Annotated in this window: 14 protein-coding genes; 13 read left to right on the forward strand and 1 reads right to left on the reverse strand. The window is 61.7% G+C overall.

The annotated features are described in order from the left end of the window. The first annotated feature begins 114 nt into the window (after positions 1–114). The 11 genes from eutB (at position 115) to ROH8110_RS10895 (ending at position 13,069) form a co-directional block, all read left to right on the forward strand. Positions 115–1,116: a hydroxyectoine utilization dehydratase EutB gene (gene eutB / locus ROH8110_RS10845; RefSeq protein WP_085817746.1), complete on the forward strand. Its 1,002-nt coding sequence runs from the start codon at positions 115–117 to the stop codon at positions 1,114–1,116. Continuing rightward, positions 1,106–2,098 (forward strand): cyclodeaminase, encoded by a 993-nt coding sequence (locus ROH8110_RS10850; protein ID WP_085817747.1) that lies wholly within the window; start codon positions 1,106–1,108, stop codon positions 2,096–2,098. Before eutB ends, ROH8110_RS10850 begins: the two co-directional genes overlap by 11 nt. Next, on the forward strand, positions 2,095–2,568 hold the full coding sequence (locus ROH8110_RS10855) for an Lrp/AsnC family transcriptional regulator (RefSeq protein ID WP_085817748.1): 474 nt from the start codon (positions 2,095–2,097) through the stop codon (positions 2,566–2,568). The genes ROH8110_RS10850 and ROH8110_RS10855 overlap by 4 nt, the downstream gene beginning before the upstream one ends. A gap of 108 nt (positions 2,569–2,676) precedes the next feature. Further along, on the forward strand, positions 2,677–4,152 hold the full coding sequence (locus tag ROH8110_RS10860; RefSeq protein WP_085817749.1) for an NAD-dependent succinate-semialdehyde dehydrogenase: 1,476 nt from the start codon (positions 2,677–2,679) through the stop codon (positions 4,150–4,152). A 77-nt stretch (positions 4,153–4,229) separates the two neighbouring features. After that, entirely contained in the window at positions 4,230–5,600 is a 1,371-nt protein-coding gene (locus ROH8110_RS10865) for an aspartate aminotransferase family protein (RefSeq protein ID WP_085817750.1), read from the forward strand. Between the two features lie 231 nt (positions 5,601–5,831). After that, complete coding sequence (locus ROH8110_RS10870; protein WP_085817751.1) at positions 5,832–6,935, forward strand: ABC transporter ATP-binding protein; 1,104 nt, start codon at positions 5,832–5,834, stop codon at positions 6,933–6,935. 113 nt (positions 6,936–7,048) lie between these two features. Next, entirely contained in the window at positions 7,049–8,161 is a 1,113-nt protein-coding gene (locus ROH8110_RS10875) for an extracellular solute-binding protein (protein WP_085817752.1), read from the forward strand. Positions 8,162–8,247: 86 nt separating this feature from the next. Further along, entirely contained in the window at positions 8,248–9,915 is a 1,668-nt protein-coding gene (locus ROH8110_RS10880) for an ABC transporter permease (protein WP_085817753.1), read from the forward strand. A gap of 4 nt (positions 9,916–9,919) precedes the next feature. Then, positions 9,920–11,095, forward strand: coding sequence for an ABC transporter permease (locus ROH8110_RS10885; RefSeq protein WP_085817754.1), 1,176 nt, complete (start codon positions 9,920–9,922; stop codon positions 11,093–11,095). Between the two features lie 210 nt (positions 11,096–11,305). Continuing rightward, positions 11,306–12,274, forward strand: coding sequence for a hypothetical protein (locus ROH8110_RS10890; protein WP_176236597.1), 969 nt, complete (start codon positions 11,306–11,308; stop codon positions 12,272–12,274). Between the two features lie 69 nt (positions 12,275–12,343). Continuing rightward, entirely contained in the window at positions 12,344–13,069 is a 726-nt protein-coding gene (locus ROH8110_RS10895) for a DUF4145 domain-containing protein (RefSeq protein ID WP_085817755.1), read from the forward strand. 295 nt (positions 13,070–13,364) lie between these two features. Here the strand turns inward: ROH8110_RS10895 and ROH8110_RS10900 are convergent, their stop codons facing one another. After that, positions 13,365–14,234 carry a branched-chain amino acid aminotransferase gene (locus ROH8110_RS10900; protein ID WP_085817756.1) on the reverse strand — a complete coding sequence of 290 codons (870 nt, stop codon included), beginning with the start codon at positions 14,232–14,234 and terminating at the stop codon, positions 13,365–13,367. Positions 14,235–14,407: 173 nt separating this feature from the next. On the opposite strand from ROH8110_RS10900, the gene ROH8110_RS10905 reads away from it, so the two are divergent. Both ROH8110_RS10905 and ROH8110_RS10910 read left to right on the forward strand, forming a co-directional pair. Beyond that, positions 14,408–14,905 carry a MarR family winged helix-turn-helix transcriptional regulator gene (locus ROH8110_RS10905; RefSeq protein ID WP_085817859.1) on the forward strand — a complete coding sequence of 166 codons (498 nt, stop codon included), beginning with the start codon at positions 14,408–14,410 and terminating at the stop codon, positions 14,903–14,905. Continuing rightward, positions 14,902–15,603: a response regulator gene (locus tag ROH8110_RS10910; RefSeq protein ID WP_085817757.1), complete on the forward strand. Its 702-nt coding sequence runs from the start codon at positions 14,902–14,904 to the stop codon at positions 15,601–15,603. The genes ROH8110_RS10905 and ROH8110_RS10910 overlap by 4 nt, the downstream gene beginning before the upstream one ends. The last annotated feature ends 215 nt before the right edge of the window (positions 15,604–15,818 follow it).

The raw sequence follows: 15,818 nt of genomic DNA on the forward strand, positions 1-15,818 counted from the left end.
CGGGCTTGCCCCAAGGAAAACGGCATGAAATGTCGTTTTTGGGAAATTACGTGTCGCGCAGTTGACGCTACGCTCCCCCGGCGCAAAGCTGGTTTCAGCGACCCGGAGTTCGACATGCAACTGACCCTCGCCGACATCTATTCAGCGGCCAAGGTGATCCGCGGGGTCGCCGACGGCACGCCGCTGGTGCCGTCCCCATTCATGAGCGCGCGCTCGGGGGCTGACTTTCTGCTCAAGCTGGAAAACATGCAACCGATCGGCGCGTTCAAGCTGCGCGGGGCGCTCAACGCGGTGGCGGGCGTGACCGAGGCAAGGGGCGTGACCTGCTGCTCCACGGGCAATCACGGGCGCGGTGTCGCCTATGCCGCCGGGCAGCGCGGGATACGTGCTGTGATCTGCATGTCCGAGCTTGTGCCGCAGGCCAAGGTCGATGGCATCCGGGCCTTGGGTGGCGAGGTGCACATCGCGGGCCGCAGCCAGGATGACGCGCAGGCCGAATCCCGGCGCCTTGCCCGCGAAGAGGGCCTCTTTGAAATCTCGCCATTCGACGACCCGCTGGTGATCGCAGGGCAAGGCACGATCGGGCTTGAGATTCTGTCGGCGCGCCCCGACATCACCACGCTGCTAGTGCCGCTGTCGGGTGGCGGGCTGGCCGCAGGCGTGGCGCTCGCGGCCAAGGCGATCAACCCGCAGATCCGCCTGATCGGCATCTCGATGGATCGCGGCGCGGCGATGTATGAAAGCATCCGCGCGGGCAAACCCGTCGAGGTCGAGGAAATTCCCTCGCTGGCGGATTCGCTGGGTGGCGGGATCGGGATGGAAAACCGCCTGAGCTTTCCTCTCTGCCGCGATCTTCTGGACGAGATCGTGCTGGTCTCGGAAGACGAGATTTACCACGCGATGCAGGTGCTTTATTACGAGGACCGGATCGTCGCCGAAGGCGCCTGTGTCGTCGGCATGGCGGCCGTGCTGAGTGGCCGGATCAAGCTCGATGGACCTACGGCCACCATCGTCACCGGTCGCAATCTGGACATGCCCACATTTACCCGTGTCGTCACCGGGCAGCATGTGCAACTGGGCGACATCACCGTGAAAGGGAAACCCTATGCCGCATGATATCAGGATCCTGACCGAGGCCGATCTGCGCGATGCCGTGGCGCTTGATATCGAAACGGTCAACGTGATCGAGCAGGCCTTCACGGCGCTGGCCGGGGGGGATGTGGTGATGCCGCCGATCATGTCGATGGACCTTCCCGCCGCCAATGGTGAGGTGGATGTGAAAACCGCGTATATTCCCGGCTTTGACGGGTTCGCGATCAAGGTCAGCCCCGGCTTTTTTGACAATCCCAAACTGGGCCTGCCTTCGCTCAACGGGTTGATGATCCTGTTCTCGTCCAAGACCGGGTTGGTGCAGGCACTGTTTCTGGACAATGGCTATCTGACCGATATCCGCACTGCCGCCGCCGGGGCCGTCGCCGCGCGGCATCTGGCACCCGCCGAGGTCGAGACGGCGGGCGTCATCGGCACCGGTGTTCAGGCGCGCCTGCAGATGCAGGCGGCGCATCTGGTGCGGCCGTTCAAGCGGTTGCTGGTCTGGGGGCGCGATCAGGCCAAGGCGCAGGCTTGTGCCGAAGACCTTGCCACAAGTCTGGGGATCGAGGCCAAGGCCGTTGCCGCGCCCGACGATCTGGTCGCGCAAAGCCAGCTTGTCGTCACCACCACGCCTGCGCGCGAACCGGTGCTCAAGGCCGAGTGGCTGCATCCCGGTCTGCATATCACAGCGATGGGATCGGATCAGGAAGGCAAAAACGAGATTGACCCCAAGGCACTGGCGCAGGCCGATCTCTATGTCGCCGACCGAGTCAGCCAGACCGAGATGCTGGGTGAGTTGCGCAGCGCACGGGCGGCGGGCCTGTGGGATGCGGGCATCCCGGCAGAGCTGGGTCAGGTGATCCGGGGCGATGCGCCGGGGCGGCGCGGCGCGGAGGATGTCACGATCGCCGATCTTACCGGCACGGGTGCGCAGGATACGGCCATTGCCAGCCATGTTTTCGCGCTGCTTGGCGACAGCGCCGCTGGCACGGTGATCCGCGCATGAAGCTCGATGCGCGCGATTTGCAGATCCTTCGCGTGTTGTCGCAGGAGGGTCGCATCACCAAGGCGGAACTGGCGACGCGGGTGGGCCTCTCGGCAAGCCCTTGCTGGGAGCGGCTCAAGAAGCTGGAACAGGCCGGGTTTATTGATGGCTACGGCGCGCGCATCAACCTCAAGAAACTGGGCGCGCATGTCACGGTGTTCGTGGCGGCGGAGCTGGCCGATCATACCCCGGCCAGTTTTCGCGCCTTCGAGGACAGCGTGCAGCATTTCGACGAGATCACCGCCTGCTGGGCTCTGGGGGGCGGGTTCGACTACCTGTTGCAGATCGTGACCACCGATATCGATGCCTATCAGCGCCTGATCGACGAGATGCTCGAGGCGCGCATCGGCCTGGCGCGCTACTTCACCTATATTGTGACCAAGCCGGTGAAATCCCCTTCGCTTCCGCCGCTTGAGATGCTTTTGGGGTGAATCCTCTGCCACCTTGCGCGATTGCAGAAGAATCGTCTGCGATTGCGCCTGAGTTTAGCCCCAAAGCATGTTGCTGAACGGATATTCTTCCGCGAAAGGAGGATTTGCATGTCTGATTCAGCGATCTGGACCCGCAATGGCGTGAACGATGCGCGCCTGGTGCGGAATTTTTCATATGTGAACGGCAAGTGGACTGCCGGAGACGATGGCGCGACCGTTGCCGTCACCAACCCGGCGGACGGTGTGACGCTCGGCGATGTGGCCAGCCTGTCGGCGGATCAGGCGCGGCTGGCGGTGGATGGCGCGCATGCGGCCTTTTCCGGCTGGTCGATGACCCTACCGCAGGACCGCTCGGCGATGTTGCGGCGCTGGTTCGACCTGATGATCGAGAACAAGAATGATCTGGCCCGCATCATGGTGCTGGAACAGGGAAAGCCTCTGTCGGAGGCGCTTGGCGAGATCGATTATGCGGCCAGCTTTGTCGAGTATTACGCAGAAGAAGCCAAGCGCCCGAACATTGAGGGTGTCACCAGCCATCTGCCCGACGCGGAAGTCGAGCTGTGGCTGGAGCCGGTCGGCGTGGCGGCGCTGATCACGCCTTGGAACTTTCCGGCGGCGATGCTGACCCGCAAGGCGGCGGCGGCGATGGCGGCCGGCTGCACGGTGGTTGCGCATCCCTCGAGCGAAACACCCTACTCCGCGCTGGCGCTGGCCGAACTGGCCGAGCGCGCGGGCATTCCGGCGGGTGTGTTCAACGTGCTGACGGGCCGCGCATCGACCATCGTCGAGCCCTGGACGGAGGATGCGCGCGTGCGTGCTTTGTCATTCACCGGTTCGACGGATATCGGCAGGCTGCTCTATCGGCAATCCGCCGATACGGTGAAGCGGCTGGTGATGGAACTGGGTGGTCATGCCCCGGTGATCGTGTTCAAGAACACCGATATGGACACCGCCATCGACGAGACCATCAAGGCCAAGTTCGCCACTTCTGGTCAGGACTGTCTGGGCGCGAACCGGATTTACGTGGAGCGCGCGGTTTACGACACCTTCTGCCGCCGCTTCACCGAGGCGACACAGAAGCTCAGCCTCGGGATCGGCATGGACGACCCCGATATCGGCCCCCTGATGAACGAAAAGGCAGTGCAGAAGCAGGAAGAGCATGTGGCCGACGCCTTGGCCAAGGGCGCGAAGCTGGCATGCGGGGGCAAGCGCGACGATCTGGGTCCGCTGTTCTACCAGCCAACCGTGCTGACCGATGTGCCAGACGAGGCGGCGATCATGAGCGATGAAACCTTCGGCCCGGTCGCGGCGATCACGCCCTTTGATACCGAGGACGAGGTCGTCGCGCGCGCCAATGCCACCGAGTTCGGGCTTGTCGCCTATCTGCACAGCCATGACCCGCGCCGGATCTACCGCGTGACGCGCGCGCTGCAGTTCGGCATGGTCGCGGTCAACCGCACCAAGGTCACCGGCGCGCCGATCCCCTTTGGCGGGGTCAAGCAATCCGGTCTGGGTCGCGAAGGCGCGCGCAGGGGCATGGAAGAGTTCATGGAAGTGAAATACGTCTGCCGCGATTGGGCATGAGCGGGCAGGCGAAGTGACAGATGCCGGCTTCGAGCCGCTGAACCGGCCGGGCCAAGGAACAAGCGAAAGGAAAGACCATGCTGAAGAACGACCAACTCGATCAATGGGACCGCGAGAATTTCTTCCATCCCTCGACGCATCTGGCGCAGTTCGCCCGCGGTGAGGCCCCGAATCGGATCATCACCGGCGGCACGAATTGTCATATCGAGGACCGGGACGGCAACAAACTGCTGGATGCCTTTGCCGGGCTATACTGCGTGAACGTGGGCTATGGCCGCCAGGATATCGCCGACGCGATCGCCGAGCAGGCCAAGGAACTGGCCTATTATCACGCTTATGTCGGCCACGGCACCGAGGCCAGCATCACCCTCTCCAAGATGATCATGGACCGCGCGCCCAAGGGGATGTCGAAGGTCTATTTCGGCCTGTCGGGTTCGGATGCCAACGAAACCAACGTCAAGCTGATCTGGTATTACAACAACATCCTTGGCCGCCCCGAGAAGAAGAAGATCATCTCGCGCTGGCGCGGCTACCATGGTTCGGGGCTGATGACCGGCTCGCTGACCGGGCTGGAACTGTTCCACAAGAAGTTCGATCTGCCGCTGTCGCAGGTGATCCATACCGAGGCGCCCTATTACTATCGCCGAGACAACCTGGATCAGAGCGAAGAGCAGTTCGTGCAGCATTGCGCCGACTCTCTCGAAGCCCTGATCGAACGCGAAGGCGCAGATACCATTGCTGCCTTCATCGGTGAGCCGGTTCTGGGCACGGGTGGTATCGTGCCGCCGCCCGCAGGCTATTGGGACGCGATCCAGAAGGTTCTGAAGAAGCACGACATCCTGCTGATCGCCGACGAGGTCGTGACCGGCTTTGGCCGTCTGGGCAGCATGTTCGGTTCGGATCACTACGGACTCAAGCCCGACCTGATCACCATCGCCAAGGGTCTGACGAGTGCTTATGCGCCCCTGTCGGGTTCGATCGTGGGCGAGAAGATGTGGAAGGTTCTTGAGCAGGGCACCGACGAGAACGGCGCGATCGGCCATGGCTGGACCTACTCGGCGCATCCGATCGGCGCGGCGGCGGGGGTTGCGAACCTCAAGCTGCTGGACGAGTTGGACCTGATTTCCAACAACCGCGATGTGGGCGGCTACCTCAACAAGACCATGACCGAGGCTTTGGGCGATCATCCGAATGTCGGTGAGGTCCGTGGCGAGGGGATGCTTTGTGCCGTCGAGTTCGTGAAGGACAAGGACAGCCGCACCTTCTTTGATGCCGCAGACAAGATTGGCCCGCAGGTCGCTAGCGCCCTGGGTGCCGATGGCGTGATCGGGCGTGCCATGCCCCAAGGTGACATCCTGGGCTTTGCGCCGCCCTTCTGCCTGACTCGCCAGGAGGCGGACGAGGTTGTTGCAAAAACTGCCGCGGCGGTTAAAAAAGTGCTCGGCTGACGTTGGGTCAAGCAACACAAGGCCATGGCTGAGTCTGTCAGCCATGGTCCTTTTCCCCTGACAGAACTACCCATTTTTCCCGAATTGCACGTTTTGACTGCGCAATGTTCCTTGAGCGCAGCATAATCTACGGATTTGCGGGAATTCTGCTTGCAACAGGGGACTATTGGCGGTTTAGTTCCGTCTCAAACGTGGAAATAATCCATGGGTAACAAAGACAGGGAGCCACAATTGGCGGACACTGCGAACAATGATGCGTTCGTTGCATTCGAACGCGTGCAGAAGAGTTATGACGGCGAGACCCTAGTCGTCAAAGACCTCAATCTATCGATGCCGAAGGGCGAGTTTCTGACGATGCTCGGGCCGTCGGGTTCCGGCAAGACCACCTGCCTGATGATGTTGGCCGGGTTCGAGACAGCGACCCACGGCGAGATCAAGCTCAATGGGCGCCAGATCAACAACATCCCACCGCACAAGCGCGGCATCGGTATGGTATTCCAGAATTACGCGCTGTTCCCGCATATGACGGTGGCCGAAAACCTGTCCTTCCCTCTGGAGGTGCGCAAGATCGGCAAGGCCGATCGCGAGGCCAAGGTCAAACGTGCGCTGGACATGGTGCAGATGGGCGATTTCGGCGGACGTCGGCCTGCGCAGCTTTCGGGGGGTCAGCAGCAGCGGATCGCCCTGGCCCGTGCGCTCGTGTTCGAGCCGGAGCTGGTCCTGATGGACGAGCCGCTTGGCGCGCTCGACAAGCAGCTGCGCGAACACATGCAGTTCGAGATCACCAACCTGGCGCATGAGTTGGGGATCACCACGGTGTATGTCACCCATGACCAGACCGAAGCGCTGACGATGTCAGACCGCGTCGCCGTGTTCGACGATGGCCGCATCCAGCAACTTGCGCCGCCGGACGAGCTTTATGAAAGCCCCGAAAACAGTTTCGTTGCGCAGTTCATCGGCGAAAACAACACGCTGGAAGGGACCGTCAAGGAGATCGAGGGCGAGCGTTGTGTCGTTGAGCTGGACGATGGCGAGTTGATCGACGCCAAGCCCGTGAATGTCAGTCAGCCCGGCGAGCGGACGACCATTTCGATCCGTCCCGAGCGGGTCGAGGTGGATACAGCCAAGCTTGGCGAGAACGCGCACACGCTGAATGCCGAGGTGCTTGAGTTCATCTACATGGGCGATGTGTTCCGTACACGCCTCAGGGTGGCTGGCCGTGACGACTTCATCATCAAGACCCGGAATTCGGCGGATCAACGCCGCCTGAAACCTGGCGAGAAAATCAAGATCGGCTGGCTGCCGCGCGACTGCCGCGCACTGGATTCGGTCTAGATCAAGTGCATTCGCGTCCCGTACCGGGGCGTGATGAGCCCGAGGCTTCGCCGTTCCCGCCCGTAACGCGGAGCCCAAAGTTCAAAACGGGAAAATAATGTTGGGAGTATGAAATGAAACTAACGACAACTCTTCTGGCCACGACGGCGCTGACGGTTGCCGCTGTGTCGGCGCATGCGCAGGACATGGCCAATTCGCTCACGCTCGTCTCCTGGGGCGGTGCCTATCAGAACAGCCAGCAGAAAGCTTATGTTGAACCCTATCTGGCGAACAATCCTGATGTGACGATCACATGGGACGAGAGCTCGGCCGAAGCCGTCGCCAAACTGCGCGCGATGGACGAAGCCGGCAACGTGACCTGGGACCTGGTCGATGTCGTGGCATCCGACGCAATGCGTCTCTGCGACGAAGGTCTGGCGATGGAGCTGGATCACGACGAGATGCTGGCCGCCGCGCCCGATGGCACCAGCGCCAGCGACGACTTCGGTGACCTGATCGTCAGCGATTGCTTCGTGCCGCAGATCGTTTACTCGACCACGTTCGGTTATCGCACCGACATGGTGCCCGAGGGTACCGAGCCCCCGAGCAGCGTTTGCGACGTGTTCGACCTGGAAACCTATCCGGGCAAGCGCGCGCTGCAGAAGCGTCCGATCGACAACATGGAATGGGCCCTTTATTGCGATGGCGTCGAGAAGGGCGATATCTATGACGTCCTTGGCACCGACGAGGGTGTGGATCGCGCACTGGCCAAGCTCGACACCATCAAGGACCAGGTTGTCTGGTGGTCGGCTGGCGCCGAAACACCCCAGCTTCTGGCCGATGGCGAAGTGTTCATGGGGTCGACCTTCAACGGTCGTCTGTTCTCGGCCATCGCCGAGCAGGATCAGCCGATCGCCATGATGTGGGACATGCAGTCGTTCGACCTTGACGGCTGGATCGTGCCTGCGGGTCTGCCCGAAGATCGTCTGGCGCGGGTCATGGACTTCCTGTCGTTCGCGACCGACACTCAGCGTCTTGCCGATCAGGCGGCGTATATCTCCTATGGTCCGGCACGCGCGTCTTCGGCGCCGCTGGTTGGTCAGCATGCCGAGCTGGGCATCGACATGGCACCGCACATGCCGACCGATCCGGCCAACGCGACCAACGTGCATATCTACGACTACGAGTGGTGGGCCGACAACCGCGACGATCTGGACGCCAAGTTCCAGTCGTGGCTGGCCAACTGATCGGTCTCGCCGATACCTGACCATGCGAGAGGGCCGTTCGCGGCCCTCTCGACACCAAAAAACAAGAACATTCCGACGGGGAAAAGATGAGCGATACCACCGATACTGGCCCGGTTCTGGCCGCTGATGGGACGCCACTCAAACGCAGCCTGCGGCGCGCCATCCGCGCACAGAAACTGCGGGCATTGGCACTGATCGCGCCCTTGCTGATCTTCGTTCTTGTAACTTTCATCGCGCCGATCGCGGACATGCTGTTCCGCTCGGTCGAGAACCAGATCGTCTCGAACACGCTGCCCAATACGGTTGCGACCCTGAATGACTGGGATGGCACCGGCGAGACGCTGCCCGGCGACCAAACGTTCGAGGCGCTCTTTTACGATATGTTCCTCGCCGCCGAATCCAAGCGTCACACGCGCCTCGGGTCGCGTTTGAACTACGAACAGGCCGGCATCTCCTCGATGTTCCGGACCTCTGGACGCAACGTGGACGAGGTTGGAGAAGACCAGGTCGAGGCGCTGGAGGATCTGAACGACGCATGGAGCGACGAGACCTTCTGGTTCACCATGATGAGCGGTCCCGACGACGCGCCCAAGGCATCCGACATTGTCGCCGATCAGCGCGAGCGCCTGGCCAAGCTGAACCAGTCCGGTTTCGGCGGCGAAGTGGGTTTTGCCCCGTCGCAAGAGATCGCCGACCTTCTGCCGCGAACCGTGCGCGCCTATACTGCATTTGCCGTCTTCACCGCCATCGCCGATGAAGATGTCGTGGCCGAGGAAGAGCCCTGGGAAGCCGTCAAGGTCGCCCTGATCGAGGACCTGCGCGCAGGCGCCGACCTTTCGGGGTATCAGGGGGCAGGCGCCGAGGAATTGCGCGCCGCACAAGCCGGGTTGGCCGACCAGCCCGAGATCGACTACAAGCAGGCGTTCATCGACATGAACGAGGACTGGGCCAACCTGGAGAACTGGAAGACCATCAAGATGTATGCGCCGCCCTTCACGGCGGGCTATTTCCTGAACGCGATCGATCTTCAGAAGACCCCCGAGGGTTTCCGCCCACGCCCCGAAAACGAACAGATCTACATCATGTTGTTCCAGCGCACGCTGTTCATGTCGCTGGTGATCATGGGCAGCTGCATCTTGCTGGGGTATCCCGTCGCCTACCTGCTCGCGACGCTGCCGTCGCGCTCGGCGAACCTGCTGATGATCCTGGTCCTGCTGCCCTTCTGGACCTCGCTTCTTGTGCGCACGTCGGCCTGGAAGGTGATGTTGCAGCAACAAGGCGTGATCAACGACACGCTGGTCTGGCTCGGGCTAGTGAATGATGCCGGGCGGCTCGTGATGATCAACAATCAGTTCGGCACGATCGTGGCGATGACGCATATCCTGCTGCCCTTCATGATCCTGCCCATGTACTCGGTGATGTCGACTATCCCGCAGACCTATGTCCGTGCGGCCCGATCGCTGGGCGCAACCAACTGGACATCCTTCTGGCGGGTCTATTTCCCGCAATCCGTTCCGGGGATCGGTGCGGGGTCGATCCTCGTGTTCATCCTCGCCATCGGCTACTACATCACGCCCGAGATCGTGGGCGGCACCACCGGCACGTTCATTTCGAACCGGATTGCCTATCATATCTCCAGTTCGCTCAACTGGGGTCTGGCGGCGGCGCTTGGGTCTATCCTGCTGTTCGCGGTGCTGATCCTGTATTGGGCCTATGACAAGATTGTCGGCATCGACAACGTGAAGCTGGGGTAAGGCCATGACAATCACCATCACCGAACCGAAGCCTATCACCTTCGCCGCGCCTGTGGCGGGTCTGGCGGGGGCGTTTGCCGGCCTTCTGGTGGGCACGGCGCATGACAATCCGCTGCTCGGGCTGGCCATCGGATTTGTGCTGACAGCGGCGCTGGCCTTTGTCTGGCTGGGTGTGTTCCGGCATGAGCGTATCGCGCGATGGGTCACGTTTATCGCTGCGGGAACAGGGGGTTACCTGTTGGCCGGGGCGATGGGGGCGCTGATCGGCCTGTTGTTCGGATGGCTGATCGGGTGGTTCATCTTCTGGCTGGGCGAGGGGCGTTACCGGGCGAAACTGCCGCCCTATACCACGGCGCAGCAGGTGTTTTATCACTTCGCATTCCGGGTTCTGTGCGGGTTGATCTTCTTTTTCCTCATCACGCCCATCGTCGTGGTGATGCCGCTCAGCTTCAACGCCGAGAACTTCTTCACCTTCACGCCCGAGATGCTGCGGCTTGATCCCGCGGGCTATTCTCTCAAGCATTACAAGGACTTCTTCACCAATGACGACTGGCAGCAAGCGATGTGGAACTCGATTTCCATCGCCCCTGTCGCGACGATGTTGTCGGTGGGTTTCGGGACGCTGGCGGCGATCGGGTTGAGTGATGAGCATGTTCCGTTTCGGCGGGCGATCATGACGATTCTGATTTCGCCGATGATCGTGCCGCTGATCATTTCGGCGGCGGGGATGTATTTCTTCTACTCGCGACTGGGGCTTCAGGGCACCTACTGGGGTGTCGTCCTGGCCCATGCCGCGCTCGGAATTCCCTTTGTTATCATAACGGTAACGGCCACCCTGGTCGGGTTCGACCGGTCGCTCACCAGGGCGGCGGCGAATATGGGGGCGAACCCGGTGACGACGTTTTTCCGGGTGCAGATGCCGCTGATCCTGCCGGGGGTGATTTCGGGCGGGCTGTTCGCCTTCATCACCTCGTTCGACGAGGTGGTGGTGGTCCTGTTCGTCGGCTCGGCGGGGCAGAAAACCCTTCCGTGGCAGATGTTTACGGGCCTTCGCGAACAGATCTCGCCGACCATCCTGGCGGTCGCGACGATGCTGGTGATCATCTCGATCATGCTGCTGACAACGGTCGAAATGCTGCGCCGCCGCTCCGAGCGCCTGCGCGGCCTGAGCCCCGGCTGACGCCCGAAAATTCAGTACAAATCGTCCGTTTTGTACGGCTGTTCTGTACCGAAATCCGGCGGGTTAGTCCTCGTTCTGTACAAATCCCCCGATCAGGTGCTTTTGCGCCGGGTCGGGGTGTGGTTTTTGGGGGGAGTGATTGGGGCGACAGCCGTGATGGAGGTGTAGGGCTAGAGGGATGTTTCGGCCCACACCGGCCATTCACGGCCGTTGCTGGTGCCGCGCCGCAGTTCCAACAAACCGGACATTCATGCCTTGCGCAGCATCGTGGAATGTCAGAATGTCGGCAGCGCGGATAACTCAGACGTAAAGTCAAGTATTGAAGGCTACCACAACTTGTCAGCACCAGACCCCAAACGGCAGAAGGCATCGAGGGAAATCATTGATCGTCTCTTTGAAGACGCTGCCAATGTCTGGGTGACGCATTACTCTTGCGAGAGCTTCTATGACCGGACCGATGGACGCTCGCCTAGGATCACGTCAATCGCGGTGCGCAAACTTGACTCGGGGCAAACCATCTCCTTTTCAATTCACCAAGTTGCAGAAATGGACGGCATCGACCTTGCGGGCATCACCGCGCACTACGATACCCTAGAGCGGAAGATGCTGGACGCCTTCTTTGCCCATATCGGCGGGCACCGAGGGATGAAGTACCTCCACTGGAACATGAGGGACATCAACTACGGCTTCGCCGCCATTGAGCACAGATACCGAGTACTGGGCGGAACCCCCGCGTTCATCATCCCGGACGAGAACAAATTTGACCTCGCCCGACTGCTGATCGACATTTACGGCGTAGGGTACACGGGACACCCCCGGCTTACGACCTTGCTCGACAAGAACAAGATTCAGCCGCGAGACTTCCTGAATGGGGCGTCCGAAGCAGAGGCTTTCGAGCAGGGGAACTTTGTGGGCCTTCATCAGTCTACGTTGCGAAAAGTTGACATGATAGCCAACCTCGCGGGGCGCGCCCGGGACCGTTCCTTAAAGACCAACACAACGTGGTGGGAGATGCACGGCGGGCGACTTCGGACCTTCATCAATTTCGCCGCAGAGAGCCGGACGTTCCAGCTTGTTGCAGGAACAGCGAGCATAATCGGCTTGGTAATTGCGTTTCAGCCCACCCTCCCCGGGTCTCTTTGGGCGTTCTTAAGAAATCTTTTCGTGTCTGGCCCGTAGTTGTCCATGCGGCTTTCAAACTTACCAGCACCGTCTATGCTGTCCGATTGTTAGAACTGTGAGTTGCCAATGAAATATGTCCCGCCAGAACTAGACCTCAACGCATTCAACTGTCCCTACTGCCGGGCCTATGCGCATCAAGACTGGTTCGCGGGAGGTGCCCGCCATTTCGCCAGAAACTTACCGATGGGCGCGTTCTTCAAAGATGCAACCCTTGCGCAACGACATCCTCCCGAGCTTTTCAATACTGAGAATAGCCAGTCCTGCCTTGCTCTGGGCAGTGTCATGTTCAGCAAATGCGCGAGCTGCAATAAGGTCGCGGTGTGGGTCCATGACGCAATTGTCTACCCACAAACCGGGGAAGCTCCGGCGGCGAATGCGGACATGCCGGACGACATCCAGCGGGATTATAACGAGGCAAGCACGATCCTCGACCAGTCGCCCAGAGGGGCGGCGGCGCTCATCCGCCTTGCGATTCAGAAGCTGTGCAGGGAGCTGGGGCAGCCCGGAAAGAACATCAACGACGACATTGGCGCATTAGTGAAGGGCGGGCTCGACCCAAGAGTGCAGCAGGCACTTGATGCGGTCCGCGTCATCGGGAACAGCGCTGTGCATCCCGGTCAAATCGACCTGCGCGACGACCGGGCGACAGCGGAGGCGCTCTTCAAGCTCCTTAACCTCATTGTGGACAAGACCATATCTGAGCCTAAGCATGTCGCAGAGGTCTACGCCTCGCTTCCAGAGGGAGCGGTCAAGGCCATTGAGAAGCGCGACGGCAAGGCTCCGAGTAAGTAATTGTCCGCGAATAGGCCTTAGATCGTTCGCCCGCGAACCTGCTTGCCCTAGACGTCCTGTGCCGTTGTTCCTGGTCAAGTCGACTTTGCGATCGGTAGCCTTGCTATCCCGTTCAGCCTGAACCCGATCATGAATCGAACGTCACTATCACTTCCAAACGGCCGACACGGCGTGTCTCAAGGTCAGCTATTATGCTCGCCTCGAACATTCGCACATGACGCAGCGAAGGTCGGCTCTCCGCCCCTCGCGTCACCCCCCCCGACACCACAAACCGCGCCGCCGGGGGGCAACCCTCTCACTTCCCCCGAACCAGCCTCTCATAGCCTTCGGCGATGTCGCGGGTCAGGGTGCCGACTTCGAAGGTGTAGTCTCCGATCTGCCCGACGGGCGTGACTTCGGCGGCGGAGCCGGTGAGCCAGCATTGCTCGAAGCCCTCGAGTTCCTCGGGCATGATGTGGCGCACGTTGACCTTGATGCCGCGCTCTTCGAGCATGCCTATCACGGTCTGGCGGGTGAGGCCGTTGAGGATGGCGTCAGGGTTGGGGGTGTGGACCTCGCCGTCCTTGACGAAGAACACGTTGGCGCCTGTCGCCTCGGCCACGTAGCCGCGGTAATCCATGAACAGGGCGTCCGAGCAGCCCTTGGCCTCGGCGGCGTGTTTTGACATGGTGCAGATCATGTAGAGGCCGGCCGCCTTGGCGGCGGTGGGGATGGTCTCGGGGCTGGGGCGTTTCCACTTGGCGATGTCGAGCTTGGCGCCCTTCATCTTGGCGTCGCCATAGTAGTTGCCCCATTCCCAGGCGGCCACGGCCATGCGGACCGGGTTGCGGGCGGAGGCGACGCCCATGTCCTCGCCCGCGCCACGGAAGGCGACGACGCGCACATAGGCGTTTTCCAGCCCGTTGGCATCGAGCACGGCCTGTTTGGCGGCTTCGATCTGATCGACGGTGTAGGGGATCTCCATGTCGAGCAGTTCGCCGGATTTCAGCAGGCGTTCGGAATGCTTGCGCGAGAGGAAGATGGTGCCGTCATAGCAGCGCTCGCCCTCGAAGACGGAGCTGGCGTAATGCAGGGCATGGGAGAGGATATGCACATTGGCCGAGCGCCAGTCGACAAGGGTGCCATCCATCCAGATCTTGCCGTCGCGGTCATCGTAGCCAGCCATCGTTCTTCTCCTTCTGCGCAGGCATTAATTTCCATTTGTTGCGCGCGAAACGTCCGAAGTGGACATAATATTGCGTCGAAACTGCGATTCGCTACCAGTTCGCTCTTGGAATGTCAATAAAGCTGACGTAATGTGGCGGCGAACGCCCCATGCTGCGCGACCGGAGGAACGACATGCCCGAACGCCCAGGCGGAGAGACCCTGCTGTTCCTGACGGATGAACAGCTGCGACAGGGGATCGAGGCGATGTTCTTCGCCTATCGCGGGTTCACCGCCGATCCCGACAGGATCCTCGCGACGCTGGCCTATGGGCGGGCGCATCACCGGGCGGTGCATTTCATCGCGCGCATCCCCGGCACCACGGTCAACAACCTGCTGGCCATCCTGGGGGTGACGAAGCAGTCGCTCAACCGGGTGCTGCGCACGCTGATCGAGGACGGGCTGGTGGAGAGCCGGGTGGGCAATGCCGACAAGCGCGAGCGCCACCTTTACCTGACCGAGGAGGGCGAGGCGCTGGAGCAGCGGCTGTCGGATGCGCAGCGGGCGCGGATGCGGGCGGCCTATCGCGCCGCAGGGCCGGCGGCGGTGGCGGGGTTCCGGCAGGTGCTGGAGGCGATGATGGACCCGGATATGCGGCGGCGCTATCATGCGATCAGGGAAAAGGACACATGAGCGACCCGAGCCCCCATCTCCTGATCGTGGATGACGACGAACGCATCCGGGGCTTGCTGCGCAAGTTCCTGATACGGCATGGTTTCCTCGTGTCTGTGGCGCGCGATGCGGCACATGCGCGGCGGATCCTGTCGGGGCTGGATTTCGACCTGATCGTGATGGACGTGATGATGCCGGGCGAGGATGGCGTCGCGCTGACGCGGGCGCTGCGCCAGTCATCGGCCACGCCGATCCTGCTGCTGACCGCGCGGGGCGAGACCGAAGAGCGGATCGCCGGGCTGGAGGCGGGGGCGGATGACTATCTTGCCAAGCCCTTCGAGCCCAAGGAGCTGCTGTTGCGGATCAACGCGATCCTGCGGCGGATGCCCGAGCCCCAGCCCGAGACGAATGTCCCCAAGGTGCTGCAGATGGGGCCGGTGCGATATGATATCGAGCGCGCGGAGCTGATGCGCGGCAACGAGCCGGTGCGCCTGACCGCGACCGAGGTGCAGCTGATGCGTATTTTCTCGGAGCATCTGCGCACACCGCTGAGCCGTGCCAAGCTGGTCGAGGACCTGGGGCGCGACAAGGGACAGGCGCAGGAGCGCGCGGTGGATGTGCAGATCACCCGCCTGCGCCGCAAGATCGAGACCGACCCCAAGCAGCCGCGCTATCTTCAGACGGTGCGCGGCGAGGGCTACATGCTGGCGCCCGACTGAGGCGCTGCGATCACGATGAGCGCCTGCGGCGCGCTCGATCCCTGTGCGTGAGGGGGGGCGGCCCCCCCTTGGCCTTCGGCCAATTCACCCCCGGAGTATTTGCGGCACGGTGAAGGGTGTGGGCTTCATCTTGCAAAAAATACTCATATCGCCAGGGCGCGGCGGGGCGCGGCGGGTCCAATCCTCTTGATAGAGTCGTGGATCGGGAGTATCTG

The organism is Roseovarius halotolerans, assembly GCF_900172255.1.
In the GTDB taxonomy this organism is placed as follows: domain Bacteria; phylum Pseudomonadota; class Alphaproteobacteria; order Rhodobacterales; family Rhodobacteraceae; genus Roseovarius; species Roseovarius halotolerans.